Origin of the sequence: Embleya hyalina (assembly GCF_003967355.1) — a bacterium.
GTDB classification, from domain to species: Bacteria; Actinomycetota; Actinomycetes; order Streptomycetales; family Streptomycetaceae; genus Embleya; species Embleya hyalina.
Genome location: NZ_BIFH01000019.1, coordinates 114,171 through 129,404, shown reverse-complemented (window position 1 = coordinate 129,404; position 15,234 = coordinate 114,171). Strand labels below are relative to the sequence as shown.

Sequence of the window (15,234 nt, the reverse complement as noted above, 5' to 3'; positions counted from 1 at the left end):
GCGCGTGGACCCACCAGCCTTCGCGACCCGGGAGAGACATCCCGGCGTCCCACCCGCGGCGCCTTCCGTGTTCGCCGCGGTCGACGCGCCCGGGTCACCTCACCCCCGCCCTCGAACCCGCGTCCCTCCCCGGTGTCGCGCCGTGCGCGCCCACGTCCCGGGGAGACGAACCACCGCGCGAAAGGAACCCCCATGGCCACTCGGACCGAGGCCGAGCCTCCTGCCGGGAAAGTCGGAAACGAAATCGAGGTCGACACCGGCCGGCTCGACGGCGCCGGGCCGGGGCGCGTGTTCGCGGTCGTGGCCGTCGTCATCATGTTCGCCGAGGTGGTGCCCCTGCAATACGCCATGATCGCGCCGGCGGTCCAGCAGGTGGGCCACACCTGGCCCGAGGTCGGGGACAACCTCACCTGGATGGTCATCATCCTGGGCCTGGTCGGCGGAGCGACGACGCCGATCGTGGGCAACCTCGCGGACCTGTACGGCAAACGCCGCGTCATGCTGGCGGGCAGCGTCTCCTTCCTCGCCGGGTCCCTGCTGTGCGCGACGACGCACGACTGGACCCTGTTCCTGATCGGCCGGGCCCTGCAGGCGAGTTGCTTCGCCCTGACCGCCATCGCGGTGGGTCTGCTCCGCGACCTGGTGCCCCGCCGATACGTACCCGTCGCGATCGGCGCGCTGGCGACGGGCTTCGGGTTGTCGGGGGTGTTGTCCCCGCTCGTGGGCGGCGCACTGACGCAGTCCCACAGTTGGCGGTCGTTGTTCTGGTTCCTGGTCGTCTACATGCTCGTGCTCATCCCCCTCATGGTGTGGGTGGTGCCCGAGAGCAGGGTTCGGGCCCGCCAGGAGCTCGACTGGGTGGGCGCGGTGCTGGTCGGCGTGGGCGCCGCGCTCGTCCTGGTGTACCTGAGCCAGGGTCAGAGCTGGGGCTGGAGCAGACCCTCGGCCTGGGGTTACCTGCTCGCCGGCCTGGTGGTGCTGGTGGTCTTCTGGGTCTGGGAGACGTGGACGCCGGCGCCGATGATGGATCCGAGGCTGCTGCGGGCCCCCAAGGTCTCGATCGTCCTGGCGATCGGATTCCTGGCGAACGTGGTGATCGGCGGCGCGGGCCTCGCCGTTCCGTACATGGCGCAGACCGACGCGGGCGAGATCACGGATCGTATCCTCGCCGGAGCCGCGGCGCAGGCGCACGCGCCGGTCGAGATGATGCGTCAAGTCATCGGGTTCGAGGGCGGGATGGGGTACGCCCTGGGGCTGAGTCTGCTCGGGTACGCCGTGCACATCACCATCGGCATGTCGGCGACCGGTATGGTCGCCGGCCCGGTCGGCGGATGGTGGGGACAACGCTCCGGCCTGCGTGCCCCGCTCGTGGCCGCCATGGCCGTGCTGACCGGGTCGATGGTGCTGCTGGCCGGCTTCCACGGCACCTGGTTCGCGGTGATGCTCGTGATGAGCCTCTACGGCGTCGGTATGGGTATGTACTACGCGGCCGCCAACAACCTCATCGTCGAGGCCGTACCGAAGGAGTCGTCGGGCGTCGGGGCCGGGATGCTCGCCGTCGCGCAGTCGTTCGGCGCCGCCCTGGGCACCGCGGTCGTGACGGCGGTGTTGTCCGCGCACGCGTTCCGGATGACGTCGCCCTCCCCCACCGGGCAGGGCACGGTCACCACCGACATACCCCAGGTGTACACCGATTCCGGATGGACCACCGCCCTGTGGGTGCTGGCCGCGGCGGCACTCGTCGGCACCGTGCTGGCCGTGGTCATGCGCACCGGCCGCACGCCCGCCACCGGGGGCGCGGCGCTCGAGGTTCATTGACCCGGGATTCACCCACGCGACAACGATCCGACCCCCACCACCAGCCGGCGACGCTTCGCCGAAGAGCCGCCGCGGGCATGCCCGCGGCGGCTCTTCGGTCATTCCATCGCACGCGCCCCACGAATTTCGAGAGGTCGATACACAAATTTTTGACCTCGGACGATCCGATGTCTGCGGTGGCTCTGGACAGTTGTCACCCGGATGGGCATCATGTGGCTCGCTGGACACAGTGTCCATTGAGCATCCTCGGTGGTCAGCCGGCGGGAGGTATCCCGCCCCGGGCCGACCGCGATCGAGGCACATCGCTCCCATCGACGCACCACGCTCCCGGAGGCCCGCATGCCCACGCCCACCGTCGAAGCCGCCTATCCGCGCCCGCGCGCCGCGGCCCTGCCCCTGCCGCAAACCGATCGGGCCGAGGTCCGACGACGGTTGGAACAGGCCGACCCGCGCATCGTGTTGATGTCGTTGATCCAGCTCACCCGCGACGCACCGCTCCTGGCTGAACTCGCCCCGGCCGTCGCGCCGACGACACCGGCGGCCGAACAGGCGGCCCTCGCCGCCCGGGCCCGCGATCTGCTCGCCGAGGCGCTGACCCGTCCCGCCCCGCCGGATGCCGATCGGCCGCTGCCCGACGAGCTGTTCCGGCGCATGGCCTCCGTCTGCGTCGGCGAGGACGTCGACCTCGAGTTCCTTCCGCTGCTGCGCGAGCAGGGCGGCTTCAGCGCGCGCGAGGCCGTCCCCGTCGAGGTCCGCGCGAGCCCGCCGAACGGCTTTCACGTGGTGGTCGTCGGCGCGGGGCTCAGCGGCATGTGCGCGGCCATCAAGCTCGCCGAGGCCGGCTACGGGTACCGCGTCTACGACCGCAACGCCGACTTCGGCGGAACGTGGCTGGCCAACCGCTATCCCGGCATCGGGGTGGACACCCCCAGCCACTTCTACTCCTTCTCCTTCGAGATCAATCCCGACTGGCCGGAGTACTACTCGAACGGCGGGGTGGTGTGGGACTACCTGCGCACCTGCGCCGACGCCCACGGCCTGCGCGAGAACACCACCTTCGACACCGAGGTCACCGGCGCCCGCTACGACGAGGGCACCCGCCGCTGGACCGTCACCACCCGAGGACCGGACGGTGTCGAACACACGGAGCAGGCCGACGCCGTGATCAGCGCCATAGGGTTCTTCCAGGGCCCGATGTACCCCGGCTTCCCCGGCCTGGAGAAGTTCGCGGGTCCGGTGATCCACACTGCCGCCTGGGACCCCGACGTCGACCTCACCGGCAAGCGCGTCGCCCTGATCGGCACCGGCGCCAGCGCCATGCAGCTCGGCCCCGCCGTCGTGGACCGAGTCCGTGAACTCACCGTCTTCCAGCGTCAACCCTCGTGGATCATGCCGCGCCGCGCCGACAGCCTCGTCGTCCCCGACGGCGCCCGCTGGGCCATGCGACACGTGCCGTTCTACGCCGAGTGGTTCCGCACCCTCACCTACTGGATCACCGCCGACGGCAACTACCCGCGCGTGGTCGTGGACCCCGACTGGACCATGACCGAGTCGGTGTCCCGGGCCAACGAGGACGCCCGCCAGTGGCTGCTCGCCTACGCCCGCGAGGAACTCGACGGCCGGCCCGACCTCCTCGCGAAGGCCGTCCCGGCCTATCCGCCGTTCGGCAAGCGCATCCTGCGCGACTGCGACTGGTACCGCATGTTGCGGCGCGACCACGTCCGCCTGGAGACCTCGGCGATCACCCACGCCACCGCCGAGGGCCTGGCCACCGCCGACGGCGAGGTCGTCGAGGTCGACGTCGTCGTCCTGGCCACCGGGTACCACCTCCTGCCCATGCTCGACGGCATCGACGTCACCGGCCGCGACCACGTCGCCCTGCGCGACGTCTGGGGCGAGGAGGACCCCCGCGCCCTGCACGGGATCACCGTGCCCGGGTTCCCGAACTTCTTCGTCATCGGCGGCCCCAACTCCGCCCCGAACCACGGCGCCGGCGTCAACATCGTCAGCGAGACGCAGGTCAACTACATCCTCGGTTGCCTGGGCCTCATGCACGCCCGCGGCGCCACCGCGATCGAGCCCACCGAACAGGCGCACGACGCCTACAACGAGACCGTCGACCGGGCCCTGGACGGTCTCGTCTGGAGCCACCCCTCCGTTCGCGGCTACTACCGCAACGCTTCCGGCCGCGTGGTCGTCTCCAACCCCTGGCGCCTGGTCGACTACTGGTGGATGACCCGCGCGCCGCGGGAGGACGAATACCTCCTCACCTGAGCCCGCCCGGCCGATCCGTACATCCGTCGGCTCCCACATCCCCGAGGTAGGTCATGAGCTTCGATCCGAACGACTATCCGCTGCTTCCGCCCGAACTGGCGGCCCTCATGGTGGACGTTCCCACCATGCCCCCCGTCACCGCGGACAGTGTGCGAGCGATCCGGGAACACGCCAGGGTCGCCGCCGCCCGCCAACCGAGGTCCGCGGTCCACCGTGTCGAGGACCGCACCCTGCCCGGCCCGGACGGCCGCGTCCCCGTACGCGTCTATACGCCGTCCCCCGCGACGCCGCTGCCCGTGCTGGTCTTCGGCCACGGCGGGGGATGGTGCGTCTGCGACCTCGACACCCACGACGCGTTGTGCCGGGAGATCGCCGTTCGGGCCGAGGTGTTGGTCGTGTCCGTCGACTACCGCCTGGCGCCCGAGAACCCCTACCCCGCGGGGCCCGCGGACTTCTACGCGGCCGCGTCGTGGGTCGCCGGGCACGCCGCCGAGATCGGCGGCGACCCCACGCGTGTGGCCGTGGGCGGGGACAGTGCCGGCGCCAATCTGGCGACCGTCGCCTGCCTGGCGGCCCGCGACCGCGGCGGGCCGACGTTTCGCTGTCAACTGCTCGCCTACCCCGGCTTGGACGCGGTGTCCGAGCGCGCTGGTTGGACCGAGATGGCCCACGCGCCCATGGTCGGCGCGGAGACCGCCCGTTCCATGTGGGCGGCGTACGCGGCCGGGCACGATCCGCGCGACCCGTACCTCTCCCCCCTGCACGCGAGCGACCTGTCCGGTCTGCCCCCGGCGATCGTCGTCGCGCCCGGATACGACCACGGGCGCGACGACTTCGCGGCCTACGCCGTCGCCTTGACGAAAGCCGGCGTCGCGGTGGACTTCCGTCCGTATCCCGGCATGCTGCACGGCTTCCTGTCGTACTTCGCCGCCGTCCCGGCCTGCTCGCGGGCACTCGACGAGGTGTGCGCGGCCCTGCGCGCGGCCCTCGCCACCGATTGACGTCGGCACGCCCGGCCGCGCGATCCCATCGTCTCGCGCGGCCGGGCGTGAACTCACGAACGTGTGTCGAGTCGGCCGACGAACGCGTCGATCCGCGCGGCGACGTGGTCGATCATGTCGTCGGTGAGGCCGTGGTTGCAGGAGATCAGCATCCCGTACTCCATCACCTCGTCGGCGCCCGGAAGGCCGGCGGCGGGCTGCCGGAACGTCGCGTTCTTCATGAAGGGCTGGCGGGCGGCGTTGCCGGTCCACACCACACGGGTGTCGATGCCGTGCCCCTCCAGGTACTGCTGCAGGTCGCTGCGGGCGAACCCGGCGTCGGGCCTGACCAGGAAGCAGTACGACAACCACGCCGTGTTCAGCCCGTCCGTCTGCCGGGGCGGCGTGAAGTGCTTCGGATGGCGGCGCAGCACTTCGGAGAACCGGGTGAAGTTGTGCTGCCGGCGTTCGTAGTTGCGGTCCAGCTTCCTGACCTGCTGGACGCCGAACGCCGCGCACAGTTCGGTGGGCAGGAAGTTCCAGCCGGCCTCGTCGAAGATGAACATGTTGTCGTAGCTGATGCCGTCCAGGTCGGTCCAGAAGTCCCGGGAACCGGCCTTGGACCCGAACAGTTGCGCCTCCGAACGTCGGCCCCAGCCGCGCAGGGTCAGGCAGCGGTCGCGCATGGCGTCGTCGTCGAGCATGACCATGCCGCCGCTGCCCGCCGCGGTGATGATGTGCGACAGCGAGAAGCTGGTGACCGAGATGTCGGAGCGCGCGCCGGTGGGCGTGCCGCGCAGGGTCGCGCCCACCGCGTCGCAGGAGTCCTCGATCACCTTGAGGTCGTGTCGGTCGGCGATGGCGCGGATGGCGTCCCAGTCGGGCGCGTTGCCGGCGAGGTTGGGCACGAGGATCGCGCGGGTCTCGTCGCCGATCATCTCCTCGATCCGGGTGACGTCGATCTGGAAGGTGTCGGGCTCGACGTCCACGAACACCGGCACCATGCCCGCGCGCAGCAGGCAGGACAGGTCGGTGGAGAACGTCAGGGGCGAGGTGATCACCTCGGAGCCGACCGGCAGGTCGAGGATCTCCAGGGCCAGGAACAGCGCGGCGGAGCCGGAACTGACCATGACGCCGTGGCGCTTGCCGAACAGGTCGGCCACGCGGCGCTCCATCTCGGCGACGTTCGGGCCGATCCGCAGGCCGTTCTGACCCTGTGTCAGCACCGCCATGACGGCGTCGACTTCGTCCTGGTCGTAGACGGCGCTCGCGTAGACGACGCGTTGTTGCTCGCTCATGGGATTGCCCTTCGGGTGGTCGGTGGGGGTTCAGTGGAAGGTCAGCGGGCCGGCGGGGCGCGGGGCCGCGGCCGGGCCGGCGAGGAGGCCGCCGTCGACGGTGAAGTCGGCGCCGGTGGCGTAGGAGGCGCCGGGCGAGGCGAGGAACGCGGCCATGTGGGCGATCTCGTCGGGTTCGCCGGCCCGGCCCAGGGGCAGTCGGGCGAACCTGGTGTCTTGTGCGGAGCCGCTGCGATCGCCCGGCAGCATCGCGGTGTGAATCGCTCCGGGCACGATGGCGTTGACCCGGATCCCCGCCTCGCCGAGTTCGAGCGCGGCGGTGCGGGTCAGCCCGCGCACACCCCACTTGGACGCGGAGTACGCGGACGCCCAGGCCTGCGCCTGCACGCCGCTGACCGAGGCGATGTTGACGATCGACCCGCCGCCGGCCGCGCGCATGTGCGGCGCCACGGCGCGGATGCCGAGGAAGGGGCCGAGCAGGTTGACGTCGAGGATGCGGCGGAAGTCGGCGGCCGTCTCGTCCTCCAGCGCCACGATTCGCATCGCCGCCGCGTTGTTGACCAGGACGTCGATACCGCCGAACCGGGACACGGTCGCGTCCACCGCCGTCGCCCAGTCCCGCTCGTCGGCGACGTCGAGCCGCACGAAGGCGGCCCTGTCGCCCAACTCGTCGGCCAGCGCGGCGCCCTGCTCGACGAGGACGTCGGCGAGCATCACCGACGCGCCGCAGGCGACGAACAGGCGCGCCTCCGCGGCCCCCTGTCCCTGCGCCGCGCCCGTGACGAGCGCGACCTTTCCCGCGAGGTCGTACATGGTGGATCCCTTCGAGTGGCGTCGCCCACGAGCGCGGCGCTCGTGGTGGTCAGGGCGTGGGGGGCAGGTGCCATTGGAGTTCGATGTGTTGCCCGAGGCCGACCAGGCCGCATGCCACGATGTCGGTGCGGACGAACGCCTGGATCATGGTGTCGGTCGCGGCGCCGGGATCACCGGGGCGGAACACCGCCACCACCTCGACGCGGCCCGCGAGTTCGCCGCCCTCGCGACCGGCCGCCTCGACGCGCGCCAGGGCCGCCTCCGGTGCGTCCTCGGGCGGCAGCCGCAGCCCGAAGTGGTACGTGTACTGGGGATGCGCCCGCATGTCCGCGACCCAGGCCGACCGTGCCCGGGCGAGCGGCCCGTCGGCGCTCTCGGCGGCCAGTTGCCGTTCGAAGGCCCACTGTCGGGGGGTCACCTCGGACGCGTACAGGACGTTGCTCCGGTAGTCGGTCACCCCGGGTTCGACGAAGGCGCTGAAGAAGTGGCCGCCCCGGTCCAGGACCCGACACCCCAGCAGTTCGAGCAGTCGCCGGGCCTGCGCGCGCTCACCGGGGCGGTACAGCAGTTCCACGTGGGTGAGGCGCCGCGAGACGGGATCGTCCTCGGGTTCGGCCATGTCGAAACTCCTCGTCCGCGGGGGGCGCGTCGGCCCGGTCTGGATCTGACGCAGCGTCAAATCATGGCTATCATAGTTATGATGACGTTCACAAGAAGACGACCCCGTTCGCCGAGTGATTTCGTGTATACGTTACACATAACTTGCCGGGCGCCCGTCGCCTCGGCCATTCGTCGAAGGAGCCTTCATGCGCTACACAACCGTCGGTCGGACCGGGCTCGAGGTGTCCGCCCTCGGGCTCGGCTGCAACAACTTCGGCATGCGCATCGACCAGGCGGCGGCCTCGCGCGTCGTCGGCGCCGCCCTGGACTGCGGCATCACCCTGTTCGACACCGCCGACATCTACGCGGGCGGACGCTCCGAGGAGATCCTCGGGAAAGCCCTCGGCGCCCGCCGCGACGACGTGGTGCTCGCCACGAAGTTCGGCGGCGCGATCGCCCCGGGCCCGTACGGTGGCGGGTCGTCCCGGCGACACGTGATCCGCGCCTGCGAGGCCGGTCTGCGCCGGCTGGGCACCGACCACATCGACCTGTACTTCCAGCACTACCCCGATCCGCGGACGCCGATCGAGGAGACCCTGGCGGCCCTGGACGACCTGGTGCGCGCGGGCAAGATCCGCTACGCCGCCGCCTCCAACCTCGCCGCCTGGCAACTGGCCGACGCCGTGCACACCTCGCGCGCTCGCGGCACGGTCGGCTTCGCCGCGGTCCAACTGGAGTGGAACCTGCTCTCGCGTGCCGCGGAACACGAGGCGATACCCGCGGCCGCGCACTTCGGGGTCGGGGTCATCCCGTACTTCCCCCTGGCCTCGGGGCTGCTCACCGGCAAGTACCGGCGCGAAGAGGGCTTTCCCGAGGGATCGCGGCTGGCGGCCCTGCCCTACTTCGCCTCCGTGGCCACCGACGCGAACTTCGCCGTGGTCGAGCGACTGCGGACGCTGGCCGAGAACACCGGGCGCACCATGACCGGCCTGGCCCTGTCCTGGCTGGTCGCCCAGCCGACCGTGGCCTCGGTGCTGGTCGGCGCCACCTCCGCCGAGCAGGTCGCCGGCAACGCCGCCGCGCTGGAGGATCCGTCCCCCGAACTGCTCGCGGACGTCACCGAGGCGGCCGCCGGGCACCCGGGGTAGGTCGGGGAGCCGTACCCACGCACGAACCCGGTGTCCCGGTCGGCCGACGACCGACGCGGGTCACCCGCGCGCGCTCGCGGGATCGACGTCCGCGAGGGGATCGACCCGGTCGGCCTCGAGGGTGTTGCGCCAGATGCCGGTCAGCGTGTCGAGGATGGCGGAGCGTTCCCGGCTCCAGCGGCCCGCCATCCACGAGGGCATGAACGTCTCCAACTGCGTGATCAGCAGGTAGGCCCGCCGCTTGGCCTCCGGCTTGGACAGGTGTGCCCAGCGCTCGGGCGGGCGGGTGAGCAGGGCGACGAACTCCTTGACGTGCTCCTGGTGCTGGTCGCGCAACGCGTGCGGCAGCTGCTCGGCGAAGATCCGCAGCGCCTGCCGGTTCTCCTCGCCTCGCGTGACGTACGCGCCCAACCACGCCCGGATGCTCGCGTGCGACCAGTCGGGCAGTTCGCCGAACGCCGCGAACATCGCGGCCGTGTCCGCCCAGATGTGGTCGGCCAACTCGGCGACGATGTCGCCCTTGCCGGTGAAGTGCAGGTAGAACGTGGCCCGGGCGGCACCCGCCTCGGCGACGATGTCGTCGACGGTCGTGGCCTCGTAGCCCTTCGCCTCGAACAGACCGGCCGCGGCCGCGATCAGTCGTTGCCGGGTGTACCGCTTCTGCTGGGCACGCAGGTCCGGGGCCGAGGAGCGGCCTGCGGAATCGGCGGATCGGCGCGTGGGGGCGGGCATGCCGTCAGCGTACCGATCCGACCCGGACGTCCGACATCGGTCCGGCCACGCGCCGCTCGCCCCGTCCGCGCCCGCCCCCGGGCGGGCCCGGACGGCTTCACCTGCCCGTTCGGGCCACCGGGGAGATACTGGAATGCACCCGCCGGCTCCCGGGGTATCGAAAGCGGTCCGAGCATGCACGAACAGCACCGGCTCGTCCCAGGGCTCGGGCTGCCCCCCGAGTGGGCGGAGCAGCTGGCCGCGTCCCTGTTCACCCAGGACTCGATCGGGCTCGTGGTGCTCGACGCCGATCTGCGGGTGATCGCCGTGAACGCCGACGCGGCACTGTTCCGTCGCGTCGCGGTCCGGATCGGTGACCACGCGGACACCCTGCCGGCCGCCCTGGGCATCGACGACGTCGGCGTGCTGCTCCGGCGGGCGCTGACGGCCGACGCCCCGGTCATCGGCCGGCAACCGCTCGTCGCCCACATTCCGGGCGGCGGCACGCTGCATCTGCGGCTCGCGATCTTCCGCGTCCCCCCGCGCGAGGGTCCGCCGCGCGGACTCCTGCTGACCCTCCACGACGTGACCGACCAGGTGCGCGCCGAATCACGAGCCGACATCGTGCACGAGGGCGCGGCGACCATCGGCGGGTCCTTGGACGTCACGGAGACCGCGCAACAACTGGTCGACCTGCTCGTGCCGCGCTGGGCGGACCTGGCCGCCGTGGACCTGGCCCGGGCGGTCCTGGACGGCGACGAGCCCGTACGGGACCCGGCGACCGGCTACACGCCCGCGATCCGGGCCGCGGTCGCGCCGGGCGGCGCACAGTGGCCGGTCGATCTCGTGCCGGTCGGGCAGGCGCCCCTGGTCCCGCCGGGCAGGCCGGAGGCGCTGACCCTGGAGCGCGGGGCGACCTGGCTGAAACCGCGAGTGGTCGTCGGGCCGGGCCAGGATCCCGACACCCTGCGCCGGGTCCTGCCCGTCGGCGGTCACAGCATCCTGGCGGTGCCGCTGTTCGCCCGCGGCCACCTGCTCGGCGCGGTGCAGCTGTGGCGCACCGAGCGCCCGGACGCCTTCGACGAGGACGACGCCCGACTGCTGGAGGAGGTCGCCTCGCGCGCCGCCCTGAGCGTGGACAACGCCCGTCGATACACCCGTGAGCGCCGGGTCGCGCTGGCCCTGCAACACAGCCTCCTGGCCGGCGCGAGCACCGGCGCGCCGGCCGCCGAGACGTTCGGGGCCTACCTGCCGACCGCGTCCGCCGCGGGCGTCGGCGGCGACTGGTACGACGCGATCCCGCTGTCCTCCCTGCGGCTGGCCCTCGTCGTCGGCGACGTGGTGGGCCACGGCCTGGCGGCGAGCGGCACGATGGGACGGCTGCGTACCGCCGTACAGGCCCTCGCCGATCTGGATCTGCCGCCGGACGAGTTGTTGACCCACGTCGACGACCTGATCCTGCGGCTCCCCGGCGACCCCGGCGGCTCCACCGCGATCGCGGGGGCGACCTGCCTGTATGCCGAGTACGATCCGGTCTCCGGCCGTTGCCGGATGGCTTCCGCCGGACACCTGCCGCCCGCCGTCGTCGGCCCGGACGGACGCGCGCGGTACGTCGAACTGGAGCCCGGGCCGCCGCTGGGCGTCGGCGGTATGCCGTTCGAGCTCACCGACATCGCCCTGGAGCCCGGCAGCGTGCTGGTGCTGTACAGCGACGGCCTGGTCACCGGCCCCGACCACGACCTCGACGGCGGCATGCGCACGCTGCTCGACCGGATCGAGCACGTCGACGCCACGCACCGGGACCTGGCCGACGCCGCCCGCGACCTGCTCGACGCGCCGGCCCACGAGCCGCGCGACGACGACGCCACCCTGCTCCTGGCCCGCGTGCACCCGCTGCCCGAAGGGGACAGCACCGTATGGGCGTTGCCCACCGACCCCGCCTGCGTCGGACAGGCCCGCGACCTGGCGGTGCGCCGACTCGCCGAGTGGGGGCTGGACGAACTCGCCTTCACCACCGAGCTGGTCGTCAGCGAACTGGTCACCAACGCCCTCCGCTACGGCGGCGACGGCCCCATCACCCTGCGGCTGATCCGCGGCGACGTGCTCGTCTGCGAGGTCTCCGACGGCAGCAACACCCAGCCCCGCCTCCGCCGCGCCCGTACCACCGACGAAGGCGGTCGCGGGCTGTTCCTCGTCGCCCAACTCACCCGGCGCTGGGGCAGCCGATACCGGCAACACGGCAAGACCATCTGGGCGGAGCAGTCCCTGCCTACGAAGCGCTGCTGAAGAGCGGGTTCGTCGGTGCCCGGCGCACCCGCTTCGCCGCGGGCCCCGTCGTGGAGGTGTCCCCGGCGAGGGATTCGACCGCCGTGATGGTGATGTCGATGACGACGTCGTAGAGGCGGTCGAACGCACCGGGCAGCGCGTCGATCACCGGACCCACCCTGGCCCGCTCCTCCGCGTCCGCCTCGCCGAGCGCCTCCCGCAGGACCGCGGACATCTCGACCGCGGGCACGCGCGTGGCGGCCAGGGTCGCCTGGCCCACGATGGTGGTGCCGATGAGCGTGATGGCCATGGCCAGGTCCTCGTCGCCCAGTTCCAACGGCCGCAACATCTCGGTCAGCAGCGCGAAGGACGGCAGCCAGCTCGGTTGGCGGGTCGAGGCGATGTACGGCAGCAACTGTGGATAGGGCCGCAGGTATTCCATGCTCAGCAACATCCAGCCGCGCAACCGCTCCTGCCAGGTCGCGCCCGTCGGCTCGTCGAACCGCATGTCGGACGACACCCGGTCGGCCACCGCGTGCAGCAGGTCGTCGCGATCGGGGAAATACCGGTACAGCGCCATCGGCGCCGAGTCGGCGGCTTCCGCCACCCGCTTGATCGTCAGCGGCGTGCGCGGATCCTCGTAGACCAGTGCCACCGCGGCATCGACGATCTTCTCCCGGGACAGTCGCGGCGGACGGCCACGACCGCGCGTGGACGCGGCCTTCGGCGGCTGGGTCATCGAGGTCCTTTCACGGTGCTTTTCACCGGCACCGAGCGGGCGATCCGCAGGCTGCCGCGGCCCGGACGCGTACGCCGAGGGTGCGATCAGGAAACAGAATACCGGTTACACAAAATGGCCGGGGAGGCCGGCGCGCCGACCGCCGCACATCCGCGCGACGTGGCCTCGTCCGGCGCGGTCTGCCGCGATCGCAGTAGGCGCGAATGACTGCGTTCGGGCAACGACGCGCGGGGCCCGTGCCGGGCATGGTGGTGACCGGGCCCCGACCCTTGGTCGACGGGCCGCCGAGACTCCCGGCTCGTCCGCCGCACGAGGGCTCGCGCGTACCCCTTCACCCGCAAGCAAGACTCCCCGGAGGATCCATGTCCCCGCTCGCCCGGTGGTGCCACAGGCACCGGCTGCTCGTCGTGCTCGTGTGGGCGGGGGTGCTACTCGCCCTCGGGATCGCGGCGCTGTCCGCGGGACCGAGGTTCGACGGCGACGCCAAGATGCCGAACACCGAGTCGGCGACGGCCGTCGAGCTGATGCGGGCACACGCACCGGCCGCGGCGGGTGCGAGCGGGATCGTGGTCTGGCAGACCGTCGACGGCTCCGACGCGACCGCGCCCGCGGTGCGCGAGCACATGAGCGCCGTGCTCGACTCCATCGCGCACGCGCCCGGCGTGGCCGCCGTGCAGAGTCCCTACACGGCCGGGGGCTCCCAACAGGTGGGCGCCGACCGGGACACGGCCTACGCGACGGTGAACTTCGCCGAGGCCGGCGACGCCCTGGACAAGGCGGACGTGCACCGGGTCGAGCGGATCGCCGGTGCCGCCCGCACCGACAACGTGCGGGTGGAACTCGGCGGCAAGACCTTCTCCGCGGCCCCCGCGGCGTCGAAGTCGAGCGAGGTCGTCGGCATCGCGGCGGCCGCGCTGGTGCTGTTCCTGGTGTTTCGCTCCGCGTGGGCGGCGGCGCTGCCGATCGTGACGGCCGTGGCGGGTGTGCTCACCGCGATGTCGGCCACGATGTTGCTGAGTCACGTGATGGCCCTGTCCGACGTCACGCCGACGTTGGGCGCGTTGATCGGGCTCGGGGTGGGCATCGACTACGCCCTGTTCATCGTCGACCGGCATCGCCGCGGCCTGATGGCCGGCGCCGACGTGGGCGCGTCCGTGGCGCGGGCCCTGGACACCTCCGGGCGGGCGGTGGTGTTCGCCGGCCTGACGGTGGTGATCGCCCTCCTGGGCATGCTCACCCTGGGTATCGGCGTCCTCGACGGCATGGCGCTGGGCGCGGCGCTGACCGTGACGCTGACCGTGCTCGCCGCCGTCACGCTGTTGCCGGCCCTGTTGGGCATGCTCGGTCCGCGGGTGCTGGGCCGCCGGCAACGACGGGACCTCGCGGCGAACGGACCCCGGCGCCGGCGGGACGCGGCCGGGTTCTGGGGTCGTTGGTCGGCGAACGTCCGGCGCCGGCCCGGGCGGATGGGCGCGCTCGCCCTGGTGATCGTGACCGTGTGCGCGATCCCGGCGCTGTCCTTGCGGCTCGGCGCGGCCGACGCGGGCAACAACCCGGCGTCGTCGTCGAGCCGGAAGGCGTACGACATGCTGGCGGAAGGGTTCGGCCCCGGCTTCAACGGCCCGCTCGTGCTGGCCGCCCAGACCCCCAACGACGCGGCCCGTCAGGGCCTGGCCCGGCTGGTGGAACGCCTCGCCCACACCGACGGCGTCGCCGCCGTGCAGGCCCCAGCTGCCTCGCCCGAGCGCACGTTCTCGGTTGTCTCGGTGGTACCGACCACCTCCCCGCAGTCCGCGCGGACCACCGACCTGATCGAGCGGTTGCGCGACGACGTCATCCCGGCCGCGGAGCGGCAGAGCACCCTACGCGTCCACGTGGGTGGCGCCACCGCGTCGAGCAACGACTTCGCCGCCGCCGTGGTGGCCCAACTCCCCTTGTTCGTCGGCATCATCGTGGTGCTCGGTTTCATCCTGCTGACCATCGCCTTCCGCAGCCTGCTGGTACCGCTGATCGGCGCGCTGACCAACGTGCTGACCCTGGGGGCCGCGCTCGGGACGATCGTGCTGGTGTTCCAGCACGGGTTCGGCAGCGAACTCCTGGGCGTCGGCTCGGCCGGGCCGATCGAGGCGTTCATCCCCATCCTGGTCATCGGTGTGATGTTCGGACTGTCCATGGACTACCAGGTCTTCCTGGTCAGTCGCATGCACGAGGAATGGACCCGTACCCGGGACAACCACCGCGCGGTCCGGGTCGGCCAGGCCGAGACCGGTCGGGTCATCGCGGTCGCGGCGGCCATAATGTTCGCCGTGTTCGCCGCGTTCGCCGGCGGCGGCATGCGGGTGATCGCGACGTTCGGCGTCGGCCTCGCGGCCGCCATCGCCCTGGACGCGCTGGTGGTGCGCATGGTCCTGGTACCCGCGTTGATGCACCTGGTCGGCCGGGCCAACTGGTGGCTGCCCCGATGGCTGGACAGGGTGTTGCCCCGGATCTCCGTCGAGGGCGCGCCCGAGCCCGAGGAACCCGTCCGGCCCGTCGACCGGCCGGCGCCCGTCGGGCGCTGAGCGGCCACATCCGGCTCCGGGGTCGGC

Annotated in this window: 11 protein-coding genes; 6 read left to right on the top strand and 5 right to left on the bottom strand. The window is 72.1% G+C overall.

Annotation, left to right across the window (positions count from 1 at the left end; translation table 11 throughout):
• Positions 1–192: 192 nt before the first annotated feature.
• The 3 genes from EMA17_RS17855 (at position 193) to EMA17_RS17845 (ending at position 5,093) form a co-directional block, all read left to right on the top strand.
• Positions 193–1,818: an MFS transporter gene (locus EMA17_RS17855; protein ID WP_126638044.1), complete on the top strand. Its 1,626-nt coding sequence runs from the start codon at positions 193–195 to the stop codon at positions 1,816–1,818.
• Positions 1,819–2,157: 339 nt separating this feature from the next.
• A complete protein-coding gene (locus tag EMA17_RS17850; RefSeq protein WP_126638043.1) occupies positions 2,158–4,092 on the top strand; it encodes a flavin-containing monooxygenase in 1,935 nt (644 codons plus the stop codon).
• 53 nt (positions 4,093–4,145) lie between these two features.
• Positions 4,146–5,093 (top strand): alpha/beta hydrolase, encoded by a 948-nt coding sequence (locus EMA17_RS17845; RefSeq protein WP_126638042.1) that lies wholly within the window; start codon positions 4,146–4,148, stop codon positions 5,091–5,093.
• A gap of 53 nt (positions 5,094–5,146) precedes the next feature.
• On the opposite strand, the gene EMA17_RS17840 is transcribed toward EMA17_RS17845, so the two are convergent.
• From EMA17_RS17840 to EMA17_RS17830, 3 genes are read right to left on the bottom strand one after another with little or no spacing between them, the layout of a single operon-like run.
• Entirely contained in the window at positions 5,147–6,370 is a 1,224-nt protein-coding gene (locus EMA17_RS17840; RefSeq protein ID WP_126638041.1) for a DegT/DnrJ/EryC1/StrS family aminotransferase, read from the bottom strand.
• 30 nt (positions 6,371–6,400) lie between these two features.
• A complete protein-coding gene (locus tag EMA17_RS17835) occupies positions 6,401–7,183 on the bottom strand; it encodes an SDR family NAD(P)-dependent oxidoreductase (protein ID WP_126638040.1) in 783 nt (260 codons plus the stop codon).
• Positions 7,184–7,232: 49 nt separating this feature from the next.
• Positions 7,233–7,802, bottom strand: coding sequence for a hypothetical protein (locus EMA17_RS17830; protein ID WP_126638039.1), 570 nt, complete (start codon positions 7,800–7,802; stop codon positions 7,233–7,235).
• Between the two features lie 187 nt (positions 7,803–7,989).
• Here EMA17_RS17830 and EMA17_RS17825 point away from each other — a divergent pair, with 187 nt between their 5' ends.
• Positions 7,990–8,931 (top strand): aldo/keto reductase, encoded by a 942-nt coding sequence (locus tag EMA17_RS17825; protein ID WP_126638038.1) that lies wholly within the window; start codon positions 7,990–7,992, stop codon positions 8,929–8,931.
• Positions 8,932–8,991: 60 nt separating this feature from the next.
• Here the strand turns inward: EMA17_RS17825 and EMA17_RS55370 are convergent, their stop codons facing one another.
• Positions 8,992–9,663, bottom strand: coding sequence for a TetR/AcrR family transcriptional regulator (locus EMA17_RS55370; RefSeq protein WP_126638037.1), 672 nt, complete (start codon positions 9,661–9,663; stop codon positions 8,992–8,994).
• Positions 9,664–9,837: 174 nt separating this feature from the next.
• On the opposite strand from EMA17_RS55370, the gene EMA17_RS17815 reads away from it, so the two are divergent.
• The gene (locus EMA17_RS17815) at positions 9,838–11,928 is read left to right on the top strand and encodes an ATP-binding SpoIIE family protein phosphatase (protein WP_126638036.1); all 2,091 of its coding nucleotides are present in this window, start codon (positions 9,838–9,840) and stop codon (positions 11,926–11,928) included.
• On the opposite strand, the gene EMA17_RS17810 is transcribed toward EMA17_RS17815, so the two are convergent.
• Complete coding sequence (locus EMA17_RS17810) at positions 11,912–12,646, bottom strand: TetR/AcrR family transcriptional regulator (RefSeq protein ID WP_126638035.1); 735 nt, start codon at positions 12,644–12,646, stop codon at positions 11,912–11,914. The genes EMA17_RS17815 and EMA17_RS17810 overlap by 17 nt on opposite strands.
• A 362-nt stretch (positions 12,647–13,008) precedes the next feature.
• Here EMA17_RS17810 and EMA17_RS17805 point away from each other — a divergent pair, with 362 nt between their 5' ends.
• Positions 13,009–15,207 (top strand): MMPL family transporter, encoded by a 2,199-nt coding sequence (locus EMA17_RS17805; protein ID WP_126638034.1) that lies wholly within the window; start codon positions 13,009–13,011, stop codon positions 15,205–15,207.
• Positions 15,208–15,234: the final 27 nt, after the last annotated feature.

Excerpts from the sequence above, each read along its gene's own strand:
- EMA17_RS17830 (WP_126638039.1), bottom strand. The coding sequence starts at position 7,802 with ATGGCCGAACCCGAGGACGATCCCGTCTCGCGGCGCCTCACCCACGTG.
- EMA17_RS17825 (WP_126638038.1), top strand. The coding sequence starts at position 7,990 with ATGCGCTACACAACCGTCGGTCGGACCGGGCTCGAGGTGTCCGCCCTC.
- EMA17_RS17815 (WP_126638036.1), top strand. The coding sequence starts at position 9,838 with ATGCACGAACAGCACCGGCTCGTCCCAGGGCTCGGGCTGCCCCCCGAG.
- EMA17_RS17840 (WP_126638041.1), bottom strand. The coding sequence starts at position 6,370 with ATGAGCGAGCAACAACGCGTCGTCTACGCGAGCGCCGTCTACGACCAG.
- EMA17_RS17810 (WP_126638035.1), bottom strand. The coding sequence starts at position 12,646 with ATGACCCAGCCGCCGAAGGCCGCGTCCACGCGCGGTCGTGGCCGTCCG.
- EMA17_RS17850 (WP_126638043.1), top strand. The coding sequence starts at position 2,158 with ATGCCCACGCCCACCGTCGAAGCCGCCTATCCGCGCCCGCGCGCCGCG.
- EMA17_RS17835 (WP_126638040.1), bottom strand. The coding sequence starts at position 7,183 with ATGTACGACCTCGCGGGAAAGGTCGCGCTCGTCACGGGCGCGGCGCAG.
- EMA17_RS55370 (WP_126638037.1), bottom strand. The coding sequence starts at position 9,663 with ATGCCCGCCCCCACGCGCCGATCCGCCGATTCCGCAGGCCGCTCCTCG.
- EMA17_RS17805 (WP_126638034.1), top strand. The coding sequence starts at position 13,009 with ATGTCCCCGCTCGCCCGGTGGTGCCACAGGCACCGGCTGCTCGTCGTG.
- EMA17_RS17845 (WP_126638042.1), top strand. The coding sequence starts at position 4,146 with ATGAGCTTCGATCCGAACGACTATCCGCTGCTTCCGCCCGAACTGGCG.
- EMA17_RS17855 (WP_126638044.1), top strand. The coding sequence starts at position 193 with ATGGCCACTCGGACCGAGGCCGAGCCTCCTGCCGGGAAAGTCGGAAAC.